We start from the raw sequence: 19,971 nt of genomic DNA, 5'->3' as shown, positions 1-19,971 counted from the left end.
TTCCCTGTTCCTTCCATTAGCTGGAGATCGCTCATGAAGACCCGCGCCGCCGTTGCTACTGCCGCCGGCAAGCCTCTGGAAGTGATGACTGTCGACCTGCAGGGGCCGAAGGCGGGAGAGGTATTGGTCGAGATCAAGGCGACCGGCATCTGTCATACGGATGAATTCACGCGCTCGGGCGCCGATCCGGAAGGCTTGTTTCCCGTGATTTTCGGCCACGAGGGGGCGGGTATCGTGGTGGAGGCCGGAGCAGGCGTGACATCGCTGAAAAAGGGCGATCACGTGATCCCGCTGTACACGCCTGAATGTCGCCAGTGCAAGTCCTGCCTGTCCCGAAAGACTAATTTATGCACGGCCATTCGCAACACGCAGGGGCAGGGAGTGATGCCCGACGGTACCAGCCGGTTTTCGATCGGAAAGGAAAAGATTCATCATTACATGGGCTGCTCCACCTTCTCGAACTTCACGGTCGTACCCGAGATCGCGCTGGCGAAGATTCGTGAGGATGCGCCCTTCGACAAGGTCTGCTACATCGGTTGCGGCGTGACGACGGGCATCGGTGCGGTCATCAATACCGCGAAGGTGGAGCCGGGCGCGAATGTCGTCGTGTTCGGTCTAGGCGGCATCGGCCTGAACGTGATCCAGGGCGCCCGCCTGGCAGGCGCGAATCGTATCATCGGCGTTGATCTCAATCCGCGGCGCAGGGCGCTCGCGGAAAAATTCGGCATGACTGATTTCGTCAATCCTGCCGAAGTAGAAGGTGAACTGGTACCGTATCTGGTCGCGCTGACCGACGGCGGCGCCGATTACAGCTTCGAATGCGTGGGCAATGTGGACTTGATGCGTCAGGCGCTGGAATGCTGTCATCGCGGCTGGGGCGTCTCGGTGATCATCGGTGTTGCCGCTGCGGGACAGGAGATCCGTACGCGTCCGTTCCAACTGGTCACGGGCCGTGTATGGATGGGTACGGCGTTCGGTGGCGCACGCGGCCGCACCGATGTGCCCAAGATCGTGGACTGGTATATGGACGGCAGGATCAATATCGACGACCTGATCACCCATACGATGCCGTTGGACGACATCAACGAGGCTTTCGACCTGATGCATGCGGGTGAATCGATACGCAGTGTAGTGGTGTACTAGCCGGGATGATTGATGAGCATTTGACATAGATGGCTGCGCGGTCCCGGTTGGGAGGCATTTCCAGGAACGCCGTGAAGATTCATTGCATTAAAAGTTCTAAGGACGAGGAGCCATGGCCGCTCTTTCCTTGATTTCCGAGCATCGCTGCTTCGAGGGCGAGCAACGCTTCTACGCGCATGAGTCACGCGAATGTGCCACAGAGATGCGCTTCTCGGTGTATCTGCCGCCGCAGGCACGCATGCGCCCGGTGCCGGTGCTGTACTACCTGGCCGGTCTGACCTGCACGGAAGAGACGTTCATGACCAAGGCGGGTGCGCAGCGACTCGCTGCCGAGTTGGGGTTGATGCTGGTGGCCCCGGATACCAGTCCCCGCAAGAACCGGATCCCGGGCGACGATGCTGCTTGGGATTTCGGCTTGGGTGCCGGCTTTTATGTCGATGCCACCCAGGATCCCTGGTCGCGCCACTATCGGATGTATAGTTATGTGACGCGCGAATTGCCCGAGATCGCAAAATCTCTGGGTGGCCTGGCGGACCGTCAAGGCATCTTCGGACATTCCATGGGCGGACATGGGGCGCTGGTGTGCGCCTTGCGCAATCCCGCGCAATATCGCTCGGTGTCGGCCTTTGCGCCGATCGCCGCGCCGAGCCGCTGTCCTTGGGGTGAAAAGGCGTTCACCGGCTACCTCGGCCCGGACCGGACGCATTGGATGGCGCATGACGCAAGCGCGCTCGCGGCGGCTCGGCGCTACGAAAATCCGATCCTGATCGACCAGGGCACCGAGGACGGTTTCCTGGCGGAACAACTCAAGCCACAGGAATTCGAGACAGCCTGTCGCCGGTCCGGCACGCCGCTTGAGTTGCGTTTCCAGAAAGGCTACGACCACGGCTATTACTTCATCTCGACATTCATGGCGGATCATCTGCGCCACCATGCCAGGTATCTCGGCGCTTAGTGTCCGCCATATTCCAGTCATTTTCGCGTCTGCCGTCGTGGCTGCTGCTGGTGGGCGCGATGAGCGTGGTCGGCCCCGTGTCGATCGACATGTATTTGCCTGGATTCCCTCAGATCGAACGGGACTTCGCTCAGCGCGGGGTCGAAGTCACGATGGCTGCCTACATGATCGGTATCGCCATCGGGCAACTGTTCTATGGCCCACTCAGTGACCGCTTCGGGCGTAAATCACCGCTGTATGTAGGCTTTGCGCTATATACCATCGGTTCGCTGGGATGCGTGTTCGCCACCAGCCTGACGATCCTGACGGGAACCCGGGTTCTCCAGGCACTCGGCGGCTGCGCAGGCATGGTGATCGGGCGCGCGATCGTACGCGACCGCTGCGAGCCTCACGAGGCGGCACGGGCGTTTTCCACCTTGATGATGATCGTGGCCCTCGGTCCGGTGATTGCGCCCGCTCTGGGCGGTATTTTTGTCACTACGCTGGGTTGGCGCTCGACCTTCGTGTTCCAGGCGGTGTTCGGCATGGCGCTGATGTTCGCGATGCATCGTGTACTGACGGATGCGAGACCGGCATCCGCGGATGCAGTCCGGCCCAGGAAGCTGAGTATCGCGTACAGTCTGCGCCGCTACTTGTATCTGCTGCGTGACGGCACGTTCCTTGGTTACTCCCTCCTCGGCGGCTTTGCGATGAGCGGCTTGTTCGCCTACATTGCCGGCGCACCCACCGTCCTGCCACAGCACTATGGCCTGTCTGCGCAGCAGTTCGGCTGGTTGATCGGTCTGAACGGTCTGACGTTCATGCTGGCCAGCCGTCTGAACATCCGCGCATTGCGCAAGTATGGTCCGGCAGAGGCGGTGGCACGCCATGTGTGGCTGCCGCTGGGGCTGAGTCTGGCTCTGTTGCTGTCTGCCACCCTGATGGAGCCGCCTTTGGTCTTGCTGCTGGCTCTGCAGTTGTCTTATTTCGTCGGCGTGGGTCGCGTGACTCCGCATGCCGCCGCACTGGCCATGGCGCCGCATGGGCAGGATGCGGGTGCGGCGTCGGGCCTGATGGGGGCGCTGCACTCCCTGGTCGCCATGATCGTGAGCATGGTGGTCGCGGCGGTGAATGACGGTACTGTATTGACCCTGGCAGTGATCATGGCCGCCGCTGCAGTATGCAGTGTGCTTAGTTATGTCTGGATCCGGCATCGAGGTCGATCAGCGGGATGAAGGCGGTCGGTACCGGCGCTCATGTCAGACGCCTGAACGCCTTATTCATCCAGCAGCACTTGTCCGGGAAACAAGGCTTCGTTGAAACCGAAATTGCGTAAATCGCGAATCCGTGTGGGATACAGGATGCCGTTGAGATGATCGGTCTCGTGCTGAACGACGCGTGCATGAAAGCCGGATACGGTGCGCTCGATCGGTACGCCCAGGGGATCGAAGCCGCGGTAGTGGATATGTGCAAACCGCGGTACCAGGCCGCGCATGCCCGGCACGGATAGGCAGCCCTCCCAGCCGTCCTCCATGTCGGCTCCGATAGGCTCCAGGTGCGGGTTGATCAGGACGGTATAGGGGATCTCTTCGGCTTGCGGATAGCGTGGATTCGCGCCGACGCCGAAGATGACGACCCGTAGCGATACGCCGATCTGCGGTGCGGCCAGACCGGCGCCGCTCAATGCATGCATGGTGTCCCGCATGTCGGCAAGCAGGCAATGCAGTTCATCGGTATCGAACCGCTCCACGGGACGAGCCACCTGCAGCAGCAGGGGATCTCCCATCTTGAGTACCGTACGAACAGTCATCGGAAAATCGTCATCGCAAGGGATCGAAAACAAATACCTTGGTGGCCGAAGGTTCCTCGAAAAGCCGTGGCTTTATCGGCAGGAACACCTTGGATGATCATCATGGCGCGCCGATCAGCAATGATCTACCCCTGATCTTTCGCAAGGCCATCGCCGGTCGCACCTGGCAATCTCTCCAGTGGAAGACGACAATTCGCCGCTATGATCGGCGCTAGCAGAGAATCTCACACGATTCCACGCAGGTACGCAAGATGACGGCATCCTTGCATGTCCTGGTACTGGCTGCACCTGCAGCCGCTTCTTCGCCGCGTGCCGAGCCGTATGTGCCGGCAGGGCGGTCCGCTTTGCACCGTGTCGTGTCGACTGCCGTCGCACTGGCGGGAAACGCCGTCACCGTCGTTCTGGGCGCGAACGCCCGGCAGGCTGCGCCCGCCCTGGCCGGTCTGTCCGTATCCATGGTGCTGAACCGGCAATGGGACGAAGGCCCGGGTTCATCGCTGCGGATCGGCGTCGCAGCGCTGCCGGCAGCCTGCGATGCCGTATTGATTCTGTCGAGCGATCAGCCGCGAGTGACGGTCGATGATCTGCGTCAGTTGCTGGATGCGTGGAAGCATGATGATGCCACGATTGCGGCTGCCTTCCATGACCGGCAGGCAGATATTCCCGTGATCTTTCCACGATTGTTTTTCGGTGAACTGGCGCGACTGCGCGGCGATCAGGACGCTCGCGCGATCATCCGGCGCAACAGCTATCGGCTGGCGCGTGTGCCGATGCCCAACGCCGCGATGAATGTGACGAAGGATCTGGCGGTGCCGGAGGAGCGATTTCAGCATTCCTCGACCGACGAGTGATCGTGCAGGCGTTCGTCATTCCGCTGCCGCTTGCCATTCTTGCCGCATCCTTGTGGACTGCAGAGGCGGCGCGGGCACGGTCCACGGCGTCGGCGAGGAAGGCGCTGAAGCAACTCCGGGCGGGACTTGGTTCCTGCAGTCGGCTACGCTGTCCCCGGGGACAAACTTCAGGTGCAAAAGACGGGCAATCCCTGTAAAGTAACCCCATACAAACCGCTGTCCGGTCGGTTCGTTCACTGTGCGGTCTTCAAGGGCATCTCGCCTTCTGCCTCGAACCCATCTTGCACCTCACTGGACCAGGAAAGTATTCAAGGATCCCTCCGGGAAACCTGCTGTTCCTGTGAACTGACTGAGGAATTTATGCCCTTCATTGCTCTCGGGTTGATGCCCGAACTTGCTCGTGCGCTCACCGAACGTGGTTATGTCGAGCCGACGCCGGTACAGGCCGGCGTCGTCCCTGCGATCCTGGCGGGCCGTGACATTCTGGCAGGCGCTCAGACGGGCACCGGCAAGACTGCCGGATTCACCCTGCCGATGCTGCAGCGTCTGCAGGCCGGCGCGCCTCAGCGAGCGCCTCGGGCGCTGATCCTGGTGCCGACTCGTGAACTGGCAACCCAGGTCCACGAAAGCGTCCTGGCATACGGAAAATATCTGCGCCTGCGTTCCCTGGTCGTATTCGGCGGCGTGGGCATTCATCCCCAGATCGAAGGATTGCGCCGCGGAACGGACATCCTAGTTGCTACGCCGGGACGCCTGCTCGATCATGCGCAGCAGCGTACCGTGGATCTATCCCACGTCGAGATCCTGGTGCTCGATGAGGCCGATCGGATGCTGGACATGGGATTCATTGCCGACATTCGCCGCGTGATCAAGCTGTTGCCGCCACAACGCCAGAATCTCATGTTTTCGGCAACGTATTCCGATGACATTCGCCGACTTGCCCAATCCTTGCTGCACCATCTGGCCGAGGTCGAGGTGGCGCGCCGGAATGCGGCTGTGGACAGCGTTGAACAGCGGGTCTACAGGGTGGAGAAGGACAGCAAGCGGGCTTTGCTGTCGCACCTCATACGTGATGAAGACTGGTCGCAGGTTCTGGTGTTCACGCGCACCAAGCATGGCGCGAATCGCCTGACGAAGCAGTTGCAGCAGGACGGCATAGCAGCTGCAGCGATCCACGGAAACAAGAGCCAGTCCGCGCGCACGCAGGCGCTGGCAGGATTCAAGAATTACAGCATACGGGCGCTGGTGGCGACCGAAGTGGCATCGCGGGGTCTGGACATCAAGGAACTACCCTATGTGGTGAATTACGAACTGCCCAATGTGCCGGAAGACTATGTGCATCGTATCGGCCGTACGGGTCGTGCCGGCGCCAGCGGCATCGCCGTGTCGCTGGTATCCGGCGATGAATCGGGGCTGCTCAAGGATATCGAGAAGCTGTTGCGCAAGCAGATTCCGCAAGTCAGGCTACCCGAGTTTCCGCCCGCACCGCCCCCTCGAGATCATGAGGAGCCGCGCGGCGGCATGCGCACGATGAACGGATCGAGGCAGGAGAACACCGCCGGTCGGCCTGTCGGTGACAGGGTCGTGAACAGCCCATCACGAGGTGGTCAGCAGGGGCACGCGCGGAGCGGCGCGAATCACCGGCTGGCTCGAGGTCGATCCCGGGGCTTGAGCCGCAGCCGCGGATAGATTTCTTGGCTCGTTCCTAATCGGAACTGTCCTAACCGTTACCGTCCTGACTGGGCCTGTCGGGACAAACGTAGGGAACGTCCGCTGCGACATAGGATCGTGCCCGATCCATTCCGACGATCTGCAAGCGCAATGCATCCCGGCCTTGCATCGTGACCTCGGCCTGAATCGGGATCGAGTCCTCGATCCAGCGGATGCTCTCGCCCATGCTTCCCCATTCGGATAGCCGGAAGGGTTCGAAACACGATGCCATCAGCATGGTTCGATTCGGCAAGAACACGATGATCGAGCCGCGGGCGCTGCCTGGCGTGGTGGAGATCCAGAAGCGGCCGACGAAAGCGCCGTCGGCGGGCAGTACCGGCTCATCTGCGGCTGGCTGCGGTGTCGAAGTCGTGGCGGTCGTCGGGGGCTGCGGTCCGCCGCATGCGGTCAGAGCCAGTAGGCTCAAAGCAAACGGAACGAATGCGCGGAATATCCTGGGCATATTTTTCATGATCGTGCCTCGATGATTCGTTGACAATTCCCGGTTGTCTTCACTAGGGTGCCGGCGGGTTGACCGGTGTGGTCACTTCTTCGCGTAGCTCACGAAGCATATCCTTGATCACTGCCGCGTTGCTGCTGCCCATGCGCAATAACAGCTTCTGTCCCTCCGAGCGTTCCTCCAGGGCGGGGTCGGCGAACTGATAGTACACGCTGGGACGCGTAAGATGGATCGGTCCATCGATCTCGGGTGTCGCCAGCAGATGATCGATGACTTCCACCAGGCGATCGTTGAAGTAGGCATCCGGGTAGCCTAGATCGCCGTAGGCTTCCTGAAACAGCGGGTAATATCGCCTGTACAGCGCGGTCAGTTGCGCCGCATCGGCCTTGCGCAGCAGATCGACAACCGGCGTGTAGCGCACATAATTTTCCGCACTGAGCGTAAGTTCCCGGCCTTGCAGATCGTTCGAGGTGACGAGTTCTCCCGGCACTGGTTTCAGGGGACGCAGCTGCAAGGCGACTTTTTTGCGCGGCAGATTGTCGACGGTGACGACGAAGCGGCGGATCAGATTTTGCGGAATCAGGAAGGCATCGATGGAACTGCCGAACAATCCGTCCAAAGATGCTTGTACGTCGTGATCGCTGTTTGCCAGTGACGGCATGGACTGCGTCTGTCCGGATTCCTCGCTGATGGGATGCTGGATCAACGGCTCGTCGTTCCTTGCCAGTGGCGTCTCCTGCACTACGGGTTCCGGGATTGCCCGTTCCTTGCGCCCGTAGTAAAGCGCGACGAGGAGGCCTATGACGACCACGATCGGGAGGGTCCAATAGATCCATCGTTTGGCGTCTTCGTTCATGCATACTCTCCACGTCGATGATTGACGAGTTCCTGCCCTGCGGCGGATGGTGAGAATCCGGGCGGTGTTTGCGGCGGCACCTCGGAGCAACGTTCAGGGCTTGCGAAATTTGATCAGGAAGTTGTCGGCCTCACCGATGGCCAGGTACTTGTCCCGGTCCTGATCGCCCAACGCCAGGGTCGGAGGCAGCGTCCAGACGCCTCGCGGCCAGTCCTTGGTATCCTTGGGATTCGCCAGTACCTCGGAGCGGCCCGCCAGTTCGAACCCCGCCTTCTTCGCCAGTTCGATCACATAATCTTCGCGTACATAGCCGTTCGAGGCTTGCGGATCCTGCGGCTGGTCGGTGCGCGCGCGATGTTCTTCCACGCCCAGGATGCCACCGGGCTTGAGGGCCTTGAAGAATGCGGCAAAGGCTTCTTCGGCGAAACCTGCACTCATCCAGTTGTGTATATTACGGAAGGTCAAGACCGCATCGGCGCTGCCGGCCGGAACGATTTCCGCGACACCGCGGCCGAATTCGCCGATCTTGACCTTGCTGTAGATCGCCGGTGCGCCGGCCAGTTTCTTGCGCCACTCGGCGGCGGCGCGGGCGGCGCGCTCGCTGGCGCCGGATGGGGAAATCGCCGTGTGGTAGATGCCCCGTTCACGCAGATAGGGCGCCAACATCTCCGTCCAGTAGCCGCCCCCGGGCCAGATTTCCACCACCGTCATACCGGGCTCGAGGTCCAGGAATTCCAGAACTTCCTGCGGATGCCGATACCGATCGCGCGCAACGAAATCAGCGGAGCGATGCGGAGCTGCGACGGCCTCGGCGATCGCCTGGCCCTGGTGATCCTGCGCGGCTGCCCTGCCGGGAATCCCGCCGGTGGCCACGGCGAAGCTCAGTGCGGCGGTGAGCAGGGAAAGCAGGCGCATGTCACACTCCTTGATCCGGGGGGCATGTAGTGGAACTCTATTCGAGAACTCGCTTACGGAGTCGGGAATGTACCAGAGTGGCGTTGGGTGCGGGATGCGTGATGCCGGCAAGTGCGATACCGGCGAGCGAAGGCCGCTGCCGCTGGTTCGGGCCGGTATTTGAAGGACCTCGGGTGGCATCAGGAGTTCATTTCATCCACGGGATGACAGGCGATGGGAGCGTATTTGTCAGCACCGGACCTGGGCGGCTTCCCCTCCATCCGCGACTGGGGCCGCGGCAAGCGACATACCGGGTGTCTTTTTTCCGTGTCCTCGTCGCCGTCTTGCTCGCAGCACTCCTGTTGCCTATCGATCGGGCCAAAGGTTTGACGCTGATGGCGATCCCGAGCCTGAGCCAGCATCTGCTGGCGACCGCCATGATTCGTGGAGACGATATCCCCATGCTGCATGTCACGATGTCTGCGGCGGCGAGTCTGCTGGCAGGCGCGGTATTGATATGGCTGGCGATGAGTTTGTATCGACGCGAGTCGATCCTGGTTGAATCTGGATTGAGAGCGAGAAGCGACTTCAGCCTGTCACCACAGCGCGCAGGTGCGGATGTTGCGAGCAGATTCAGTCTGTTCGTAGATCGATATATGAAGGAAAACTGCCATGCTGAGTGATGCCCGATGGAACACACTCGATGGCAGGCCGCCGCTGGTGATCGCCCATCGCGGCGCCTCCGGCTATCGGCCCGAACATACCCTGGCCTCCTATGCGCTGGCAATCGAGATGGGCGCCGACTATATCGAGCCCGATCTGGTGTCGACCCGGGATGGTCACCTGATCGCGCGGCATGAACCTTTGCTGGACGAGACCACGGATGTGGCCGCGCACCCCGAGTTCGCTGCTCGCCGTACGACCCGCATGCTGGACGGCATCTCCATCACAGGATACTTTGCCTGCGATTTCACTTTGCCGGAGATCAAACAGCTGCGCGCCGTGCAGCCGAACGCAGCGCGCTCGAAGGCGTATGACCGGTTATATGAAATCCCGACTTTCGAGGAGATCCTGGATCTGCTGGAGGAGCCGTCCGGGCGAGCCGGAAGAACGATCGGCGTTTATCCTGAGACTAAGCATCCGAGCTTCCATTTGCAACTTGGCCTCGCGCTCGAGGATCGTCTGCTGCAGGCGCTGCAGGCGCGCGGTCTCGATCGTGCCGACGCGCCGGTGTTCATCCAGTCCTTCGAGAGTGCAAACCTGCAATATCTGCGCTTCAGGAGCCGAGTGCCGCTGGTGCAATTGCTCGGCCCCGAGGGACTGGAGATGGCGTCCGGCGGAGCTGGTGCACGAGTGACGATCCCGCAGTTTGCCGATCCGCGCGGCGGCCTGCCGCCGCGGCATCTGCGGGACATCGCGCGGTACGCAAACGCCATCGGTCCATGGAAGCGGATGATACTGCGTGATACGGAACAGTCTTCGCTGTTGCCGACGACCCTGGTCGAGCAGGCCCATGAAGCGGGCTTATACGTTCATGCCTACACGTTTCGGGACGAGCCGGCGACGTTGGCGGCAGTCTATGAAGCGGACCCCGTGCGCGAGTACATACAATTCTTCGCGCTGGGACTGGATGGAGTGTTCGCGGATTTCCCGGACACGGCGCTGCGCGCCCGGGCCATGATGTAAGTGTCACGGCTCGCATCGGTCTGATTTTGCTAAGCAGAGCAGGCTCACGATGGCGACTGTCCCGGCCGTTGCCCAGACAAGTGTGGTATGACATGCCGGGCCCATAGTGATAATCGACTACGGCAGCACGGGATCGCCATTAGCGCAGGCGGGAATCGAACTTGAATGAACGGCACTACCTGGAACGCCATCGCGCTGAATGCCAGGTGCAGAGGGTTCAGCGCGATGTTGCAAGCCTCCGGCATGACCACCGACGGCACGACCAGGCCTAGATGCGCACCGTCGCGCAGGAATTGGTCGCCGAATTCGGCTGCAGCCGTCGAGCTGGGCAGCACACCCCAGTCTTTGGGTAGCTCATGGGCCGAAGGGCGGCGATAATGATGGTCTATATTGCATCATTTGATAGTCTATTGCCCGGCTGCAGACCTCGCACAACAATGGCCCGAACTGCCGTCGTATGCTCCCGGCCCGTCGACCTGGGCTTTCACGACCTAGCGCATCGCGGGAGTAATTTTTAAGATTTATTCAAGGGTATTACCCGATCGGGCGGAATGACGATGGCTTCATGACTGCGGTATCCTGGCTTGGGTGCTGCCACGCCGGAGAGGTGGTTTACGCTCGCCATAACTGAAAACGAAGCAGCGGCAATCCAAGCTGAACTGGAGCTGGACTATCCATGCCGGGGGGGCTGCTGCGGCCTCGGTCCCATCCCGATCAATCGCATCGTGATAGGCCGTAGGAGGCCGGCTGGAATATTTGAGTTGGAGTTACGATGAAGACACGCGTTACCGAGTTGCTAGGCATCCGTTATCCGATCATCCAGGGTGGCATGATGTGGGTGGGCCGCGCGGAGCTGGCGTCGGCGGTCTCCAATGCCGGCGGCCTGGGAATCCTCACTGCGCTGACGCAGCCGACGCCGGACGCACTCATCAAGGAGATCGCGCGTTGCCGCACCATGACGGATCGCCCCTTCGGCGTGAATCTGACGATCCTGCCTTCTGCCAAACCGCCTCCTTACGAGGCCTATCTGGATGCGGCGCTCGATAATGGTGTGAGAATCCTGGAAACGGCTGGAAACAATCCGAAGGAGTTCATCGCCAAGGCGAAGTCCAAAGGCGTGAAGATCGTCCACAAGTGCACCACGGTGCGCCATGCGCTTTCGGCGCAGCGCAATGGCGTCGACGCGATCTCGATCGACGGCTTCGAATGTGCCGGCCATCCGGGTGAGGACGATGTCGGAGGACTGGTGCTGTTCGCCGTCGCTGCAAAGAAGATCAGCATTCCATTGATCGCCTCAGGCGGCATCGGCGACGGGCGAACGATGGCCGCCGCCTTTGCGCTCGGTGCTGAAGGCGTCAACATGGGCACTCGTTTTTGCGTGACACGGGAGGCACCGATCCACGAGGATATCAAGCGAGCCCTGGTCGACGCGTCGGAGCACGAGACGAATCTGATCTTTCGTACACTGCACAACACCGGGCGGGTGCTCAAGACGCCCGTTTCCGATGAAGTCATCGCCATCGAACGACGTCCCGGCGGCTGCGAATTCAAGGATATTCAGCACCTGGTGTCGGGACAGAAAGGCTGCATGGCGCTGGAAACCGGAGATCTGGACGCAGGCCTGATCTGGGCGGGCCAGGTCGTCGGTTTGATCGACGACGTGCCGAGCTGTCATGAACTGATCGAGCGCATGGTGGCCGAATGCCGCGAGCGTTTGGCGGCAGCTTCGATGCTGACGACTTGAGCGAGTCGGAACGGCTCGTTCCGTTTGCCTCTACCGGCAGTGCGCAAGGGTGTGTTCCGACTGCCGTTCAGCGATAGCGGTTCAGGATCTTTTTCAGTCCCTCGCTGCCTGGACTCAACCTTGCATAAGGCAGCTGGTTCATGGGTGTCGTGGAAGAGCCGCTGACCTCATGGAAATCCGGGCTGCTTTCATCGATATGGATCAAGCCCGTGACATATTCACCCTGCGCCAGCCTCGATCGCAGGTAGGCATAGGCGCGCGTCCGGTCGGTGGGATCGTAGGAGGGATCGAGCTTGCGCAACAGGATGCGGCTGCCGTCGTGCATGGCGACCGACATGGCTTCGCCGGCGGCATAGCTGGCGGTGATTTCCTGCGCCGGAGCGATGAAATCCGCATGCACGACAGCGTCGTAATTTTCACGAATGAAGCTGTAGCTCTTGGTGGAACCTTGATGATCGTTGAACGTGACGCAGGGTGACAGCACGTCGATCAGGGCGAATCCTCGGTGCCGCAGCCCCGCCATGATCAAGGGCACGAGCTGTTCCTTGTCGCCGGAAAAGCTGCGGGCGATGAAGCTGCCGCCGAGCGTCAATGCGGTCAGCACCGGATCGACCGGCGGCTGGCGATTTTCCTCCCCGCGCTTCGCCTTTGTGCCGATATCGGCCGAGGCTGAGAACTGGCCCTTGGTAAGCCCGTACACGCCGTTGTTCTCGATGATGTAGAGCATGTTCAGATTGCGGCGGATCGCATGGGCGAACTGACCGAAGCCGATGGACAAGGTGTCGCCGTCGCCGGAGACGCCGACGTAATGAAGATCCCTGTTGGCCGAGATCGCACCGGTCGCAATCGAAGGCATGCGGCCATGCACCGAGTTGAAGCCGTGTCCGCCACTGTCGAAATACGCAGTCGTCTTCGAGGAGCAGCCGATGCCTGACAATTTCACCAGCTGTTCGGGGCGTATGGACATTTCCCAGATGGCTTCGACGATCGCCGCCGTCACCGAGTCGTGGCCGCAGCCGGCACACAGGGTGGACATGCCTCCTTCGTAATCACGCCGTGTCAGGCCCAGCGCATTTCTAGGCAGGCTGGGATGCGCGACTTTCGGCTTGGCGATGAAGCTCATGTGAAACTCGGCTGGAGTTTGATGACGGGGGAGGGACGTTTGCCGCCGACGGATGGATGTTGCCGGCGCCCCAGCTCGGCGAGGATGCCGTCGACCACCACGTCCGAGGCCATCGGCAGGCCGCTGTAATAAAGGATGGAGGACAGTTTTTCCTTCTCTACGCGAGTTTCCAGGGTCAGCAGGCTCTTGAACTGCGCGTCGCGATTCTGTTCGACCACGAACACCAGCGAGTGTGCGGCCAGGAATGCCTCCACGTCCTCGCCGAAAGGAAATGCGCGCACTCGCAGGTAATCCAGTTGGATACCCTGCCGTTCGAGCAGGGTCAGGGCTTCCTGGATTGCACCGTCGCAGCTGCCCAGAGAAATGATACCCGTTGCGTGGGTTCCGTCACCGGTGAGTACAGCCTCCGGTACCAGCGTCTTGGCCGTATCGAACTTGCGTTTCAGACGATCGACGACGATCTGGTATTCGGTGGCATCCTCGGTGTAGCCGCCGTACTGGTTATGGCCGGAGCCGCGCGTGAAATACGCGCCCTTCGGATGCACACCGGGCAGAGTGCGGTATGGGATCGCATCGCCGTCGTGGTCGAAGAAACGGTAAAACTTGTCGAGTTTTTCGATCTGCTCCTTGCTCAGCACCTTGCCGCGGTCGGGTTGATATTCGTCGTCCCAGGCCAGGTTCGTGCACATCCAGTCGTTCATGCCGATGTCCAGATCGGACATGAGAAATACCGGTGTTTGCAAACGTTCGGCGAGATCGAATGCCTGGACCGATAAATAGAAGCATTCCTCGGGATTGCTGGGAAACAGCAGTACATGCCGCGTGTCGCCGTGCGAGGCATAGGCGGCCAGCATGAGGTCGCATTGCTGGGTGCGCGTCGGCATGCCCGTGGAGGGACCCACGCGCTGAACGTCCATGATGACCGCAGGTATCTCCGCATAGTAGGCCAGACCGATGAACTCGTTCATCAAGGAGATGCCGGGTCCACTGGTGGGGGTAAATGCCCGTGCGCCGTTCCATGAGGCGCCGATCACCGCACCGATCGCGGCAAGCTCGTCTTCGCACTGTACGATCACAAAATCGTTCTCGCCGGTCTGCGCATCCACCCGCCACTTCTGGCAAAAACTCTTGAAGGTATCCATGATCGAAGTCGACGGCGTGATGGGATACCAGGCACCGACGGTTGCACCGGCATACAGGCAGCCCAGTCCGGCAGCCGTGTTGCCGTCGATCAGAATATGATTCGACGTCTTGTCCATGGGCTCGAGCCGCAGCGGCAACGGGCAGGTGAAATGTTCCTTGGCGTAGTTGTAGCCGATTTCCAACGCCTGGATGTTCGAGTCCAGCAGCGCCTTCTTGTTGGCATAACTTTCACCCAGCAGCGTCCGCATGATCTGCAGATCGATGTCGAGCAGAGCGCCCAGCAGCCCCGCGTACATGATGTTCTTGAGCAGGATGCGCGAACGCACTCCCTGGAAGGTTTCATTGCACATGCGTGCCAGCGGTGCGCCCAGGATGGTGATGTCATCGCGCTTGAGCAGCATCGGGCGGGGCCAGGTCGAGTCGAAGATCAAGTAACCGCCGGCGCTGACATCCTTGACGTCCTTGGCATAGGTTTCGGCGTTCATCGCCACCATCAGGTCGACACGGCTGGAGCGCGCGGCGTGCCCTTCCCGAGTCACCCGGATCTCATACCATGTCGGCAGGCCCTGGATATTGGACGGAAAATAATTCTTGCCTATCACCGGAATGCCCATACGGAAGATGGACTTCATCACCAGCGTATTTGCGCTGGCCGAGCCGGTACCGTTTACATTCGCGAGCTTGACGACAAAATCATTTATGCGGTTTTGCGAGTCTTGTGGGTGAGGCATGATGGAGGAATCTCGTCGCTCGCGTAAGGAATCTGGATTTTCGATTTCTGCATGTCCCAGGCTGCCGTGGGGCAGCGTTCGGCACACAGACTGCAATGCACACAGACATCTTCGTCTTTCACCATGACGCGGCCGGTGTGTTGCAGCGGAGAGGAAACGAACAAGGGCTGGTCGAGGTTCAGTGCCGGCGCCTTAAGTTTGCTACGCAGCTCTTCTTCAGGAGCATTCGTGGTCATCGTCAGGCAGTCCATCGGGCAGATGTCGATGCAGGCGTCGCACTCGATGCACAGCCGCGCGTCGAAAACGGTCTGGATGTCGCAGTTCATACAGCGCTGCACTTCGATCTCGACCTGTTCGGCGGTAAAGCCTAGCTCGACCTCGATATCGACCTTCTTGAATCGCTCCTTGAGAGCCACGTGCGGCATCGTGCGCCGCTCGAGCGGATTGTAGTCATTCTTGTACGACCACTCGTGGAGGCCCATTTTTCGGCTCGACAGGGTCACCATCGGTGGCGGACGGTCGGCCACCGGTAGCCCCTGACAATATTTGTGCAGGGAAATGGCCGCCTGATGTCCGTGTTCCACGGCCCAGATGATGTTCTTGGGCCCGAAGGCGGCGTCACCGCCGAAGAACACCTGCGGTAGGCTGGATTGGAACGTCACCGGGTCGACCTTGGGAACATGCCATTTGTCGAACTCGATGCCCAATCCGTCCTCGATCCAGGGAAAGGCGTTTTCTTGCCCGATGGCCAGGATGACGTCGTCGCAGGGGATCATTTCTTCGCCGAGCACCCGCTCGGCCAGGATGCGCCCATCGGCGTCCAAGTCGTATTCCATGCGATCGAACAGCATGCCGGCGAGTCGGCCCGCCTCCACGACAAAAGCTTTCGGCGCGTGATTCACGATGATCTCGACATTCTCTTCCTCGGCATCCTCGAGTTCCCAATCGGAGGCCTTGAAAAAGCCGCGCGGCTTGCGCGCCATCACTTTGACCTCGCTTGCGCCCAGCCGCAACGAAGTACGGCAGCAGTCCATCGCCGTGTTGCCGACGCCGATGATCAGTACGCGCTGCCCGATCGACTTGACATGCTCGAATGCGACCGATTCCAGCCAGTCGATACCGATGTGGATGTGATCCTGCACTTCCTTGGGACCGCGGCGTCCGGGCAAGTCCAGATCCTTGCCCTTCGGTGCGCCGCTGCCGACAAAGACGGCGTCGAATTCCCCGCCGGCGAGCAGGCGTTCCATGCTCGTGACCGGCGAACCCAGGCGCAGGTCCACGCCCATGTCCAGGATGTAGCCGATCTCCTCGTCCAGTACGCCTTCGGGCAAGCGAAAGGCAGGAATGTTGGTACGCATCAGGCCGCCGGGCGTGCCCCATTTCTCGAAGATCGTCACCTCGTAGCCCAGCGGCATCAGGTCGTTCGCGACCGTCAGCGAGGCCGGTCCGGCACCGATACAGGCAATGCGCTTGCCATTCTTTTGTGCAGGTACACTGGGCAGATAAGGACGTACGTCGTCACGATGATCGGCAGCGACGCGCTTCAGCCGACAGATCGCAACCGGCTCGGCTTCTACCCGGCTGCGACGGCAGGCGGGCTCACAGGGACGGTCGCAGACCCGCCCAAGGATACCGGGAAATACATTGGATTCACGATTGACCAGATAGGCTTCCGTGAATTTTCCCTGGGCAATAAGCCGAATATACTCAGGGACATCGGTATGGGCAGGACAGGCCCACTGGCAATCCACGACACGATGAAAGTGCCCTGGATCGCGGATATCGGTTGGTTGCACCGCGGTACGAAGCTCCGTCTTTGAGTGGTTGCGGCGGCGCATCGATCCGCCGCGACACTGAGAAACCCAGTGCGACACTGACCTCAGCCTGCCAAGCGTATACCTAGTTGCGGAAATGGGGAAGCGGCGTCGTTTGCGCCTCGTCAATCATTCCGCAGGTGTGATCCCGTCATCCATTTCCAAGGAAATACCCGGACCGGACCCCGCTTGAGCCGGTGCCCGGAACTCCGCTGAAACGACCGGCTCGAGGATGCGGCGGCGAGTGTCAGGCGACAAATCATCCCAGTTTACCTTGTGGGCGATCTCCCGGCGCAGTTCCCGATCGCTGGTGTATCGGGTGGCGTCGCCGCTTTGTGGAGGGGGCTGCGTGCCGAGCCGGCCGCAGCGGCCTGTGCCCAGCAGGTCCGCGACCGTCGCGATGACATCGTCGTTAGTGGTCAACGCACCGTGCATTTCCTCGACGAACCAGGTTCGTGCACCCTTCCACAGGGCTCGGGACGAGGGTACGGTGCCGTCACCGTCGGGGCGAATGGCGTACTCGAAGCCTTCGGCTTGTCCGGCCGATGCCGGGACCACCGCAGCCGAAACGACGGTGGGTTGGTTCACGCCGACGATGGCCATGCAGCGCTCATCGGCCGGAGGCAGAGACGCCAGGCGCCGGCGTGCGTGCGCGAGTAGTTGGGTATCCGGCGGCAGCGCATCCCTGGGCCAGCTGCCGGGATCGAAAAAATCCGGCTGAGCGGCATTTTGCGCCGACGGCAGCATCTGATACAGCCCGGGCAGGGTGAGAAATACGCGCCGCGCCAGTTCCTCGGCGGAGTGGTACCGATCCAGAGCAGCGATCTTGCGGACTGTCGGATAGGCGGCTCGCAGAGCCTGGATCGGCGCGAAGGAACCTTCGTTGGGCGCCCCGATCTGTATGAGTTTCGCGATTTTCATATGACGATCGTAGGCGAGCGCGCAGCGTGCTACGAGACCACCCATGCTATGGCCGACGACGAAAGCCGGAGCGGCGGCGGTCTCGACGACGTGGATGAATTCGCGCGCGAGCCGGTCCAGGTCGCAGCGCCAGTCGAAGGAGTGAAAGACCGTTCGAAAACCTGCGATCTCCAGCGACAGCTTGAGCTTCAGGTAACCCGGCAGCATCACACCGAGTGCGCGTATCGAGCGCGGGCCCGGCATGGCCAGTTGCAGCAGTTCGCCCTGCGAGATGGCGGCGGGGTTCAACCACAGCAGGCTCGGCATCGCATCGCATGTCGTCCCCAGCCGTGAACCCATGATGCCGGGCAGCACGAATACCTGCGTACCGCCTGGGTCGTAGTGCGCAGCGGCCAACTTCGCCAGCCGGCACAGCTCATGATATTCGGGTTCTCCGAAGTAGGCGCATAGCAACGCGGCGTGGGCGCCGGAGCGCAGCGAGGCGACGATCTGGTCCTCGTGCAGATCTCCGGGACCCGGTGAATCGTCGCTCAGCGGCATGGCAACATCATCCGATCCACCGCTCAATGCGAGTGTCCGGCGCTTGGCGAGTGAGAATCGCCGTGCGTATGTGGGACGGCACCGGCGCCTGCTGCCGATACGACCAGTTCGACGGATATGTCGCCGGCGTGTTCGAAATGCAGGATGAAAGGAATCCGCGTATTCGCCGCCAGAGGCTGCTTCAGGCCGACGATCATGAAGTGCATGCCGCCGGGCTCGAATACAAAGCGTCGTCCGGATGCCAGTTCGACATCCTGCACCGGGCGCATTCTCGCCACGCCGTTATGCAGTCGGCTGTCATGGATCTCGACGCGCTCGGCAGCCGGCGTGCTGGCGCCGGTGAGCCGGTCACCGTGTGCAGATACTATGTCCATGTAGGCTGCGGCCACTACAGTATCGGGCGGCGTTGCCGTCGTTCGCGGATTCAGGATCCTGGTCTCATCATCGTATCCTGCATGACAGCCCGGCATCGATATCGCCGCCAGGATGCCGGCGACACCGGCCGCGATCAGAGTCCAGGCGCGGCCGCGGGTACGAAGGAAGCGCGAACGCCTGGGATTCACTGCCGACATACGGCGCTGGAGCTGCATCATGAATCCATGCTTGTGCGAATGATATCGCAGACGGCTTCGATCGCCGTCTGTCGTGTGCTGCTGCGGCGCCAGACGGCACCGACGGTGCGCGATGGGCTGGGACGGGCAAAAGGCCGGACGATCAGGCCATGGCCGGAGCCGAAAGGTCCGCGCGCGGCGAGTTCCGGCAGCAAGGTCACACCCAGGCCTGCGGCGACCATTTGGCGCAGGGTTTCCAGGCTCGTGGCCCGGTAGTCGCCGCTTTCCTTGATGTCGATGCGATTGCAGACCTCGAGCGCCTGATCTCGCAGGCAATGGCCATCCTCGAGCAGCAGCAGGTTTTCGCCGATCAGATCGTCGAGCTTGATCGAGGTTTTTTTCGCCAGCGGGCTGCCGCTCGGCAGGGCCGCGTGGAACGACTCGGTGTACAACCCGCGGATCTCCAGGCCGTCCGGCGCTACGGGCAGGGCAAGGATGCCGAGTTCGATGTCGCCACAGCGCAGCTTTTCCAGTAACGGTTGGGTCTGGTATTCGTAAAGCATCAACTGCAGCTGCGGCAGCCGCTTGCGCAGTTTACGAACCACCAGGGGTAGGAGGTAGGGTCCGATCGTCGGTATCAGTCCGACATTGATCTTGCCCGACAGAGGATCGTGCTCATTGCGCGCCAGCGATACGATTTCTTCGCTTTCCTGCAGTATTCGCCGCGCCAGCGGCAGGATCCTGGCGCCGGTGTCCGTAAGCGTGACACGGCGCGGCTGGCGCTCGACGAGCTGTACGCCGAGATGATTTTCGAGCTTCTTGATCTGCGCCGAGAGCGTCGGCTGACTGACGAAGGAGCGCTCGGCCGCCCTGCCGAAGTGGCGCGTATCGGCAAGTGCAACGAAATAACGCAGGTCGCGCAGATTCACGGCTGCAACCCTTTTCCAGGGAGGGCCCTGCTGCGTGTCTGGCGCAAGTGCATGATGGTGTCATCCTAGCAAATCTCCGCAGGCCGGATCCTGCGCATGAACCCGGTTTCGGCAGCAGGCTTCGCACGAGC

General features: G+C 61.1%; 18 protein-coding genes and 1 pseudogene. 8 read left to right on the top strand and 11 right to left on the bottom strand.

Translation table 11 applies throughout. From position 1 onward, the window contains the following. Positions 1–33 precede the first annotated feature (33 nt). The 3 genes from ACG33_RS15015 to ACG33_RS15005 all read left to right on the top strand — a co-directional run bounded on the left by ACG33_RS15015 (position 34) and on the right by ACG33_RS15005 (position 3,312). A complete protein-coding gene (locus ACG33_RS15015; RefSeq protein WP_066922414.1) occupies positions 34–1,143 on the top strand; it encodes an S-(hydroxymethyl)glutathione dehydrogenase/class III alcohol dehydrogenase in 1,110 nt (369 codons plus the stop codon). A gap of 112 nt (positions 1,144–1,255) precedes the next feature. Next, positions 1,256–2,098, top strand: coding sequence for an S-formylglutathione hydrolase (gene fghA / locus ACG33_RS15010; protein WP_066922412.1), 843 nt, complete (start codon positions 1,256–1,258; stop codon positions 2,096–2,098). After that, positions 2,098–3,312 (top strand): multidrug effflux MFS transporter, encoded by a 1,215-nt coding sequence (locus tag ACG33_RS15005; protein WP_083537055.1) that lies wholly within the window; start codon positions 2,098–2,100, stop codon positions 3,310–3,312. The genes fghA and ACG33_RS15005 overlap by 1 nt, the downstream gene beginning before the upstream one ends. A 41-nt stretch (positions 3,313–3,353) precedes the next feature. Here the strand turns inward: ACG33_RS15005 and def are convergent, their stop codons facing one another. Then, positions 3,354–3,887 carry a peptide deformylase gene (gene def, locus ACG33_RS15000; protein ID WP_066922410.1) on the bottom strand — a complete coding sequence of 178 codons (534 nt, stop codon included), beginning with the start codon at positions 3,885–3,887 and terminating at the stop codon, positions 3,354–3,356. A gap of 251 nt (positions 3,888–4,138) precedes the next feature. Here def and ACG33_RS14995 point away from each other — a divergent pair, with 251 nt between their 5' ends. Both ACG33_RS14995 and ACG33_RS14990 read left to right on the top strand, forming a co-directional pair. Beyond that, positions 4,139–4,738 (top strand): nucleotidyltransferase family protein, encoded by a 600-nt coding sequence (locus ACG33_RS14995; protein ID WP_066922408.1) that lies wholly within the window; start codon positions 4,139–4,141, stop codon positions 4,736–4,738. A gap of 360 nt (positions 4,739–5,098) precedes the next feature. Further along, positions 5,099–6,424 (top strand): annotated as a pseudogene (locus tag ACG33_RS14990) (DEAD/DEAH box helicase); the annotation flags it as partial. Between the two features lie 34 nt (positions 6,425–6,458). On the opposite strand, the gene ACG33_RS14985 reads toward ACG33_RS14990, so the two are convergent. From ACG33_RS14985 to ACG33_RS14975, 3 genes are all read right to left on the bottom strand, one after another. After that, positions 6,459–6,920: a hypothetical protein gene (locus ACG33_RS14985; RefSeq protein ID WP_066922404.1), complete on the bottom strand. Its 462-nt coding sequence runs from the start codon at positions 6,918–6,920 to the stop codon at positions 6,459–6,461. 43 nt (positions 6,921–6,963) lie between these two features. Beyond that, positions 6,964–7,764, bottom strand: coding sequence for a DUF3014 domain-containing protein (locus ACG33_RS14980; RefSeq protein ID WP_066922403.1), 801 nt, complete (start codon positions 7,762–7,764; stop codon positions 6,964–6,966). Positions 7,765–7,857: 93 nt separating this feature from the next. Continuing rightward, positions 7,858–8,679, bottom strand: coding sequence for a class I SAM-dependent methyltransferase (locus tag ACG33_RS14975; protein WP_066922401.1), 822 nt, complete (start codon positions 8,677–8,679; stop codon positions 7,858–7,860). Positions 8,680–9,002: 323 nt separating this feature from the next. Here ACG33_RS14975 and ACG33_RS14970 point away from each other — a divergent pair, with 323 nt between their 5' ends. Together ACG33_RS14970 and ACG33_RS14965 are read left to right on the top strand one after the other, a co-directional pair. Continuing rightward, the gene (locus ACG33_RS14970) at positions 9,003–9,341 is read left to right on the top strand and encodes a hypothetical protein (RefSeq protein WP_210399109.1); all 339 of its coding nucleotides are present in this window, start codon (positions 9,003–9,005) and stop codon (positions 9,339–9,341) included. Then, entirely contained in the window at positions 9,331–10,344 is a 1,014-nt protein-coding gene (locus tag ACG33_RS14965) for a glycerophosphodiester phosphodiesterase (RefSeq protein ID WP_066922397.1), read from the top strand. Before ACG33_RS14970 ends, ACG33_RS14965 begins: the two co-directional genes overlap by 11 nt. A gap of 44 nt (positions 10,345–10,388) precedes the next feature. Here the strand turns inward: ACG33_RS14965 and ACG33_RS17145 are convergent, their stop codons facing one another. Continuing rightward, complete coding sequence (locus ACG33_RS17145; RefSeq protein ID WP_407696463.1) at positions 10,389–10,679, bottom strand: RES domain-containing protein; 291 nt, start codon at positions 10,677–10,679, stop codon at positions 10,389–10,391. 437 nt (positions 10,680–11,116) lie between these two features. On the opposite strand from ACG33_RS17145, the gene ACG33_RS14960 reads away from it, so the two are divergent. Then, positions 11,117–12,088 carry an NAD(P)H-dependent flavin oxidoreductase gene (locus ACG33_RS14960; RefSeq protein WP_066922395.1) on the top strand — a complete coding sequence of 324 codons (972 nt, stop codon included), beginning with the start codon at positions 11,117–11,119 and terminating at the stop codon, positions 12,086–12,088. 67 nt (positions 12,089–12,155) lie between these two features. Here the strand turns inward: ACG33_RS14960 and ACG33_RS14955 are convergent, their stop codons facing one another. The 6 genes from ACG33_RS14955 to ACG33_RS14930 form a co-directional block, all read right to left on the bottom strand. Then, entirely contained in the window at positions 12,156–13,211 is a 1,056-nt protein-coding gene (locus tag ACG33_RS14955; protein ID WP_066922393.1) for a 2-oxoacid:ferredoxin oxidoreductase subunit beta, read from the bottom strand. Continuing rightward, the gene (locus ACG33_RS14950; protein WP_066922391.1) at positions 13,208–15,085 is read right to left on the bottom strand and encodes a 2-oxoacid:acceptor oxidoreductase subunit alpha; all 1,878 of its coding nucleotides are present in this window, start codon (positions 15,083–15,085) and stop codon (positions 13,208–13,210) included. The genes ACG33_RS14955 and ACG33_RS14950 overlap by 4 nt, the downstream gene beginning before the upstream one ends. Next, entirely contained in the window at positions 15,052–16,881 is a 1,830-nt protein-coding gene (locus tag ACG33_RS14945; protein ID WP_066923569.1) for an FAD-dependent oxidoreductase, read from the bottom strand. The genes ACG33_RS14950 and ACG33_RS14945 overlap by 34 nt, the downstream gene beginning before the upstream one ends. 147 nt (positions 16,882–17,028) lie before the next feature. Further along, positions 17,029–18,360 carry a lipase family alpha/beta hydrolase gene (locus ACG33_RS14940; protein WP_066922389.1) on the bottom strand — a complete coding sequence of 444 codons (1,332 nt, stop codon included), beginning with the start codon at positions 18,358–18,360 and terminating at the stop codon, positions 17,029–17,031. 23 nt (positions 18,361–18,383) lie between these two features. Then, positions 18,384–18,953, bottom strand: a complete 570-nt coding sequence (locus ACG33_RS14935) for a copper chaperone PCu(A)C (protein ID WP_066922387.1) — start codon at positions 18,951–18,953, stop codon at positions 18,384–18,386. Next, positions 18,950–19,840 (bottom strand): LysR substrate-binding domain-containing protein, encoded by an 891-nt coding sequence (locus ACG33_RS14930; protein WP_066922384.1) that lies wholly within the window; start codon positions 19,838–19,840, stop codon positions 18,950–18,952. The genes ACG33_RS14935 and ACG33_RS14930 overlap by 4 nt, the downstream gene beginning before the upstream one ends. Between the last annotated feature and the right edge of the window lie 131 nt (positions 19,841–19,971).

Origin of the sequence: Steroidobacter denitrificans, assembly GCF_001579945.1 — a bacterium.
Taxonomy (GTDB): Bacteria; Pseudomonadota; Gammaproteobacteria; order Steroidobacterales; family Steroidobacteraceae; genus Steroidobacter; species Steroidobacter denitrificans.
This window is presented reverse-complemented; position numbering and strand designations above follow the sequence as displayed.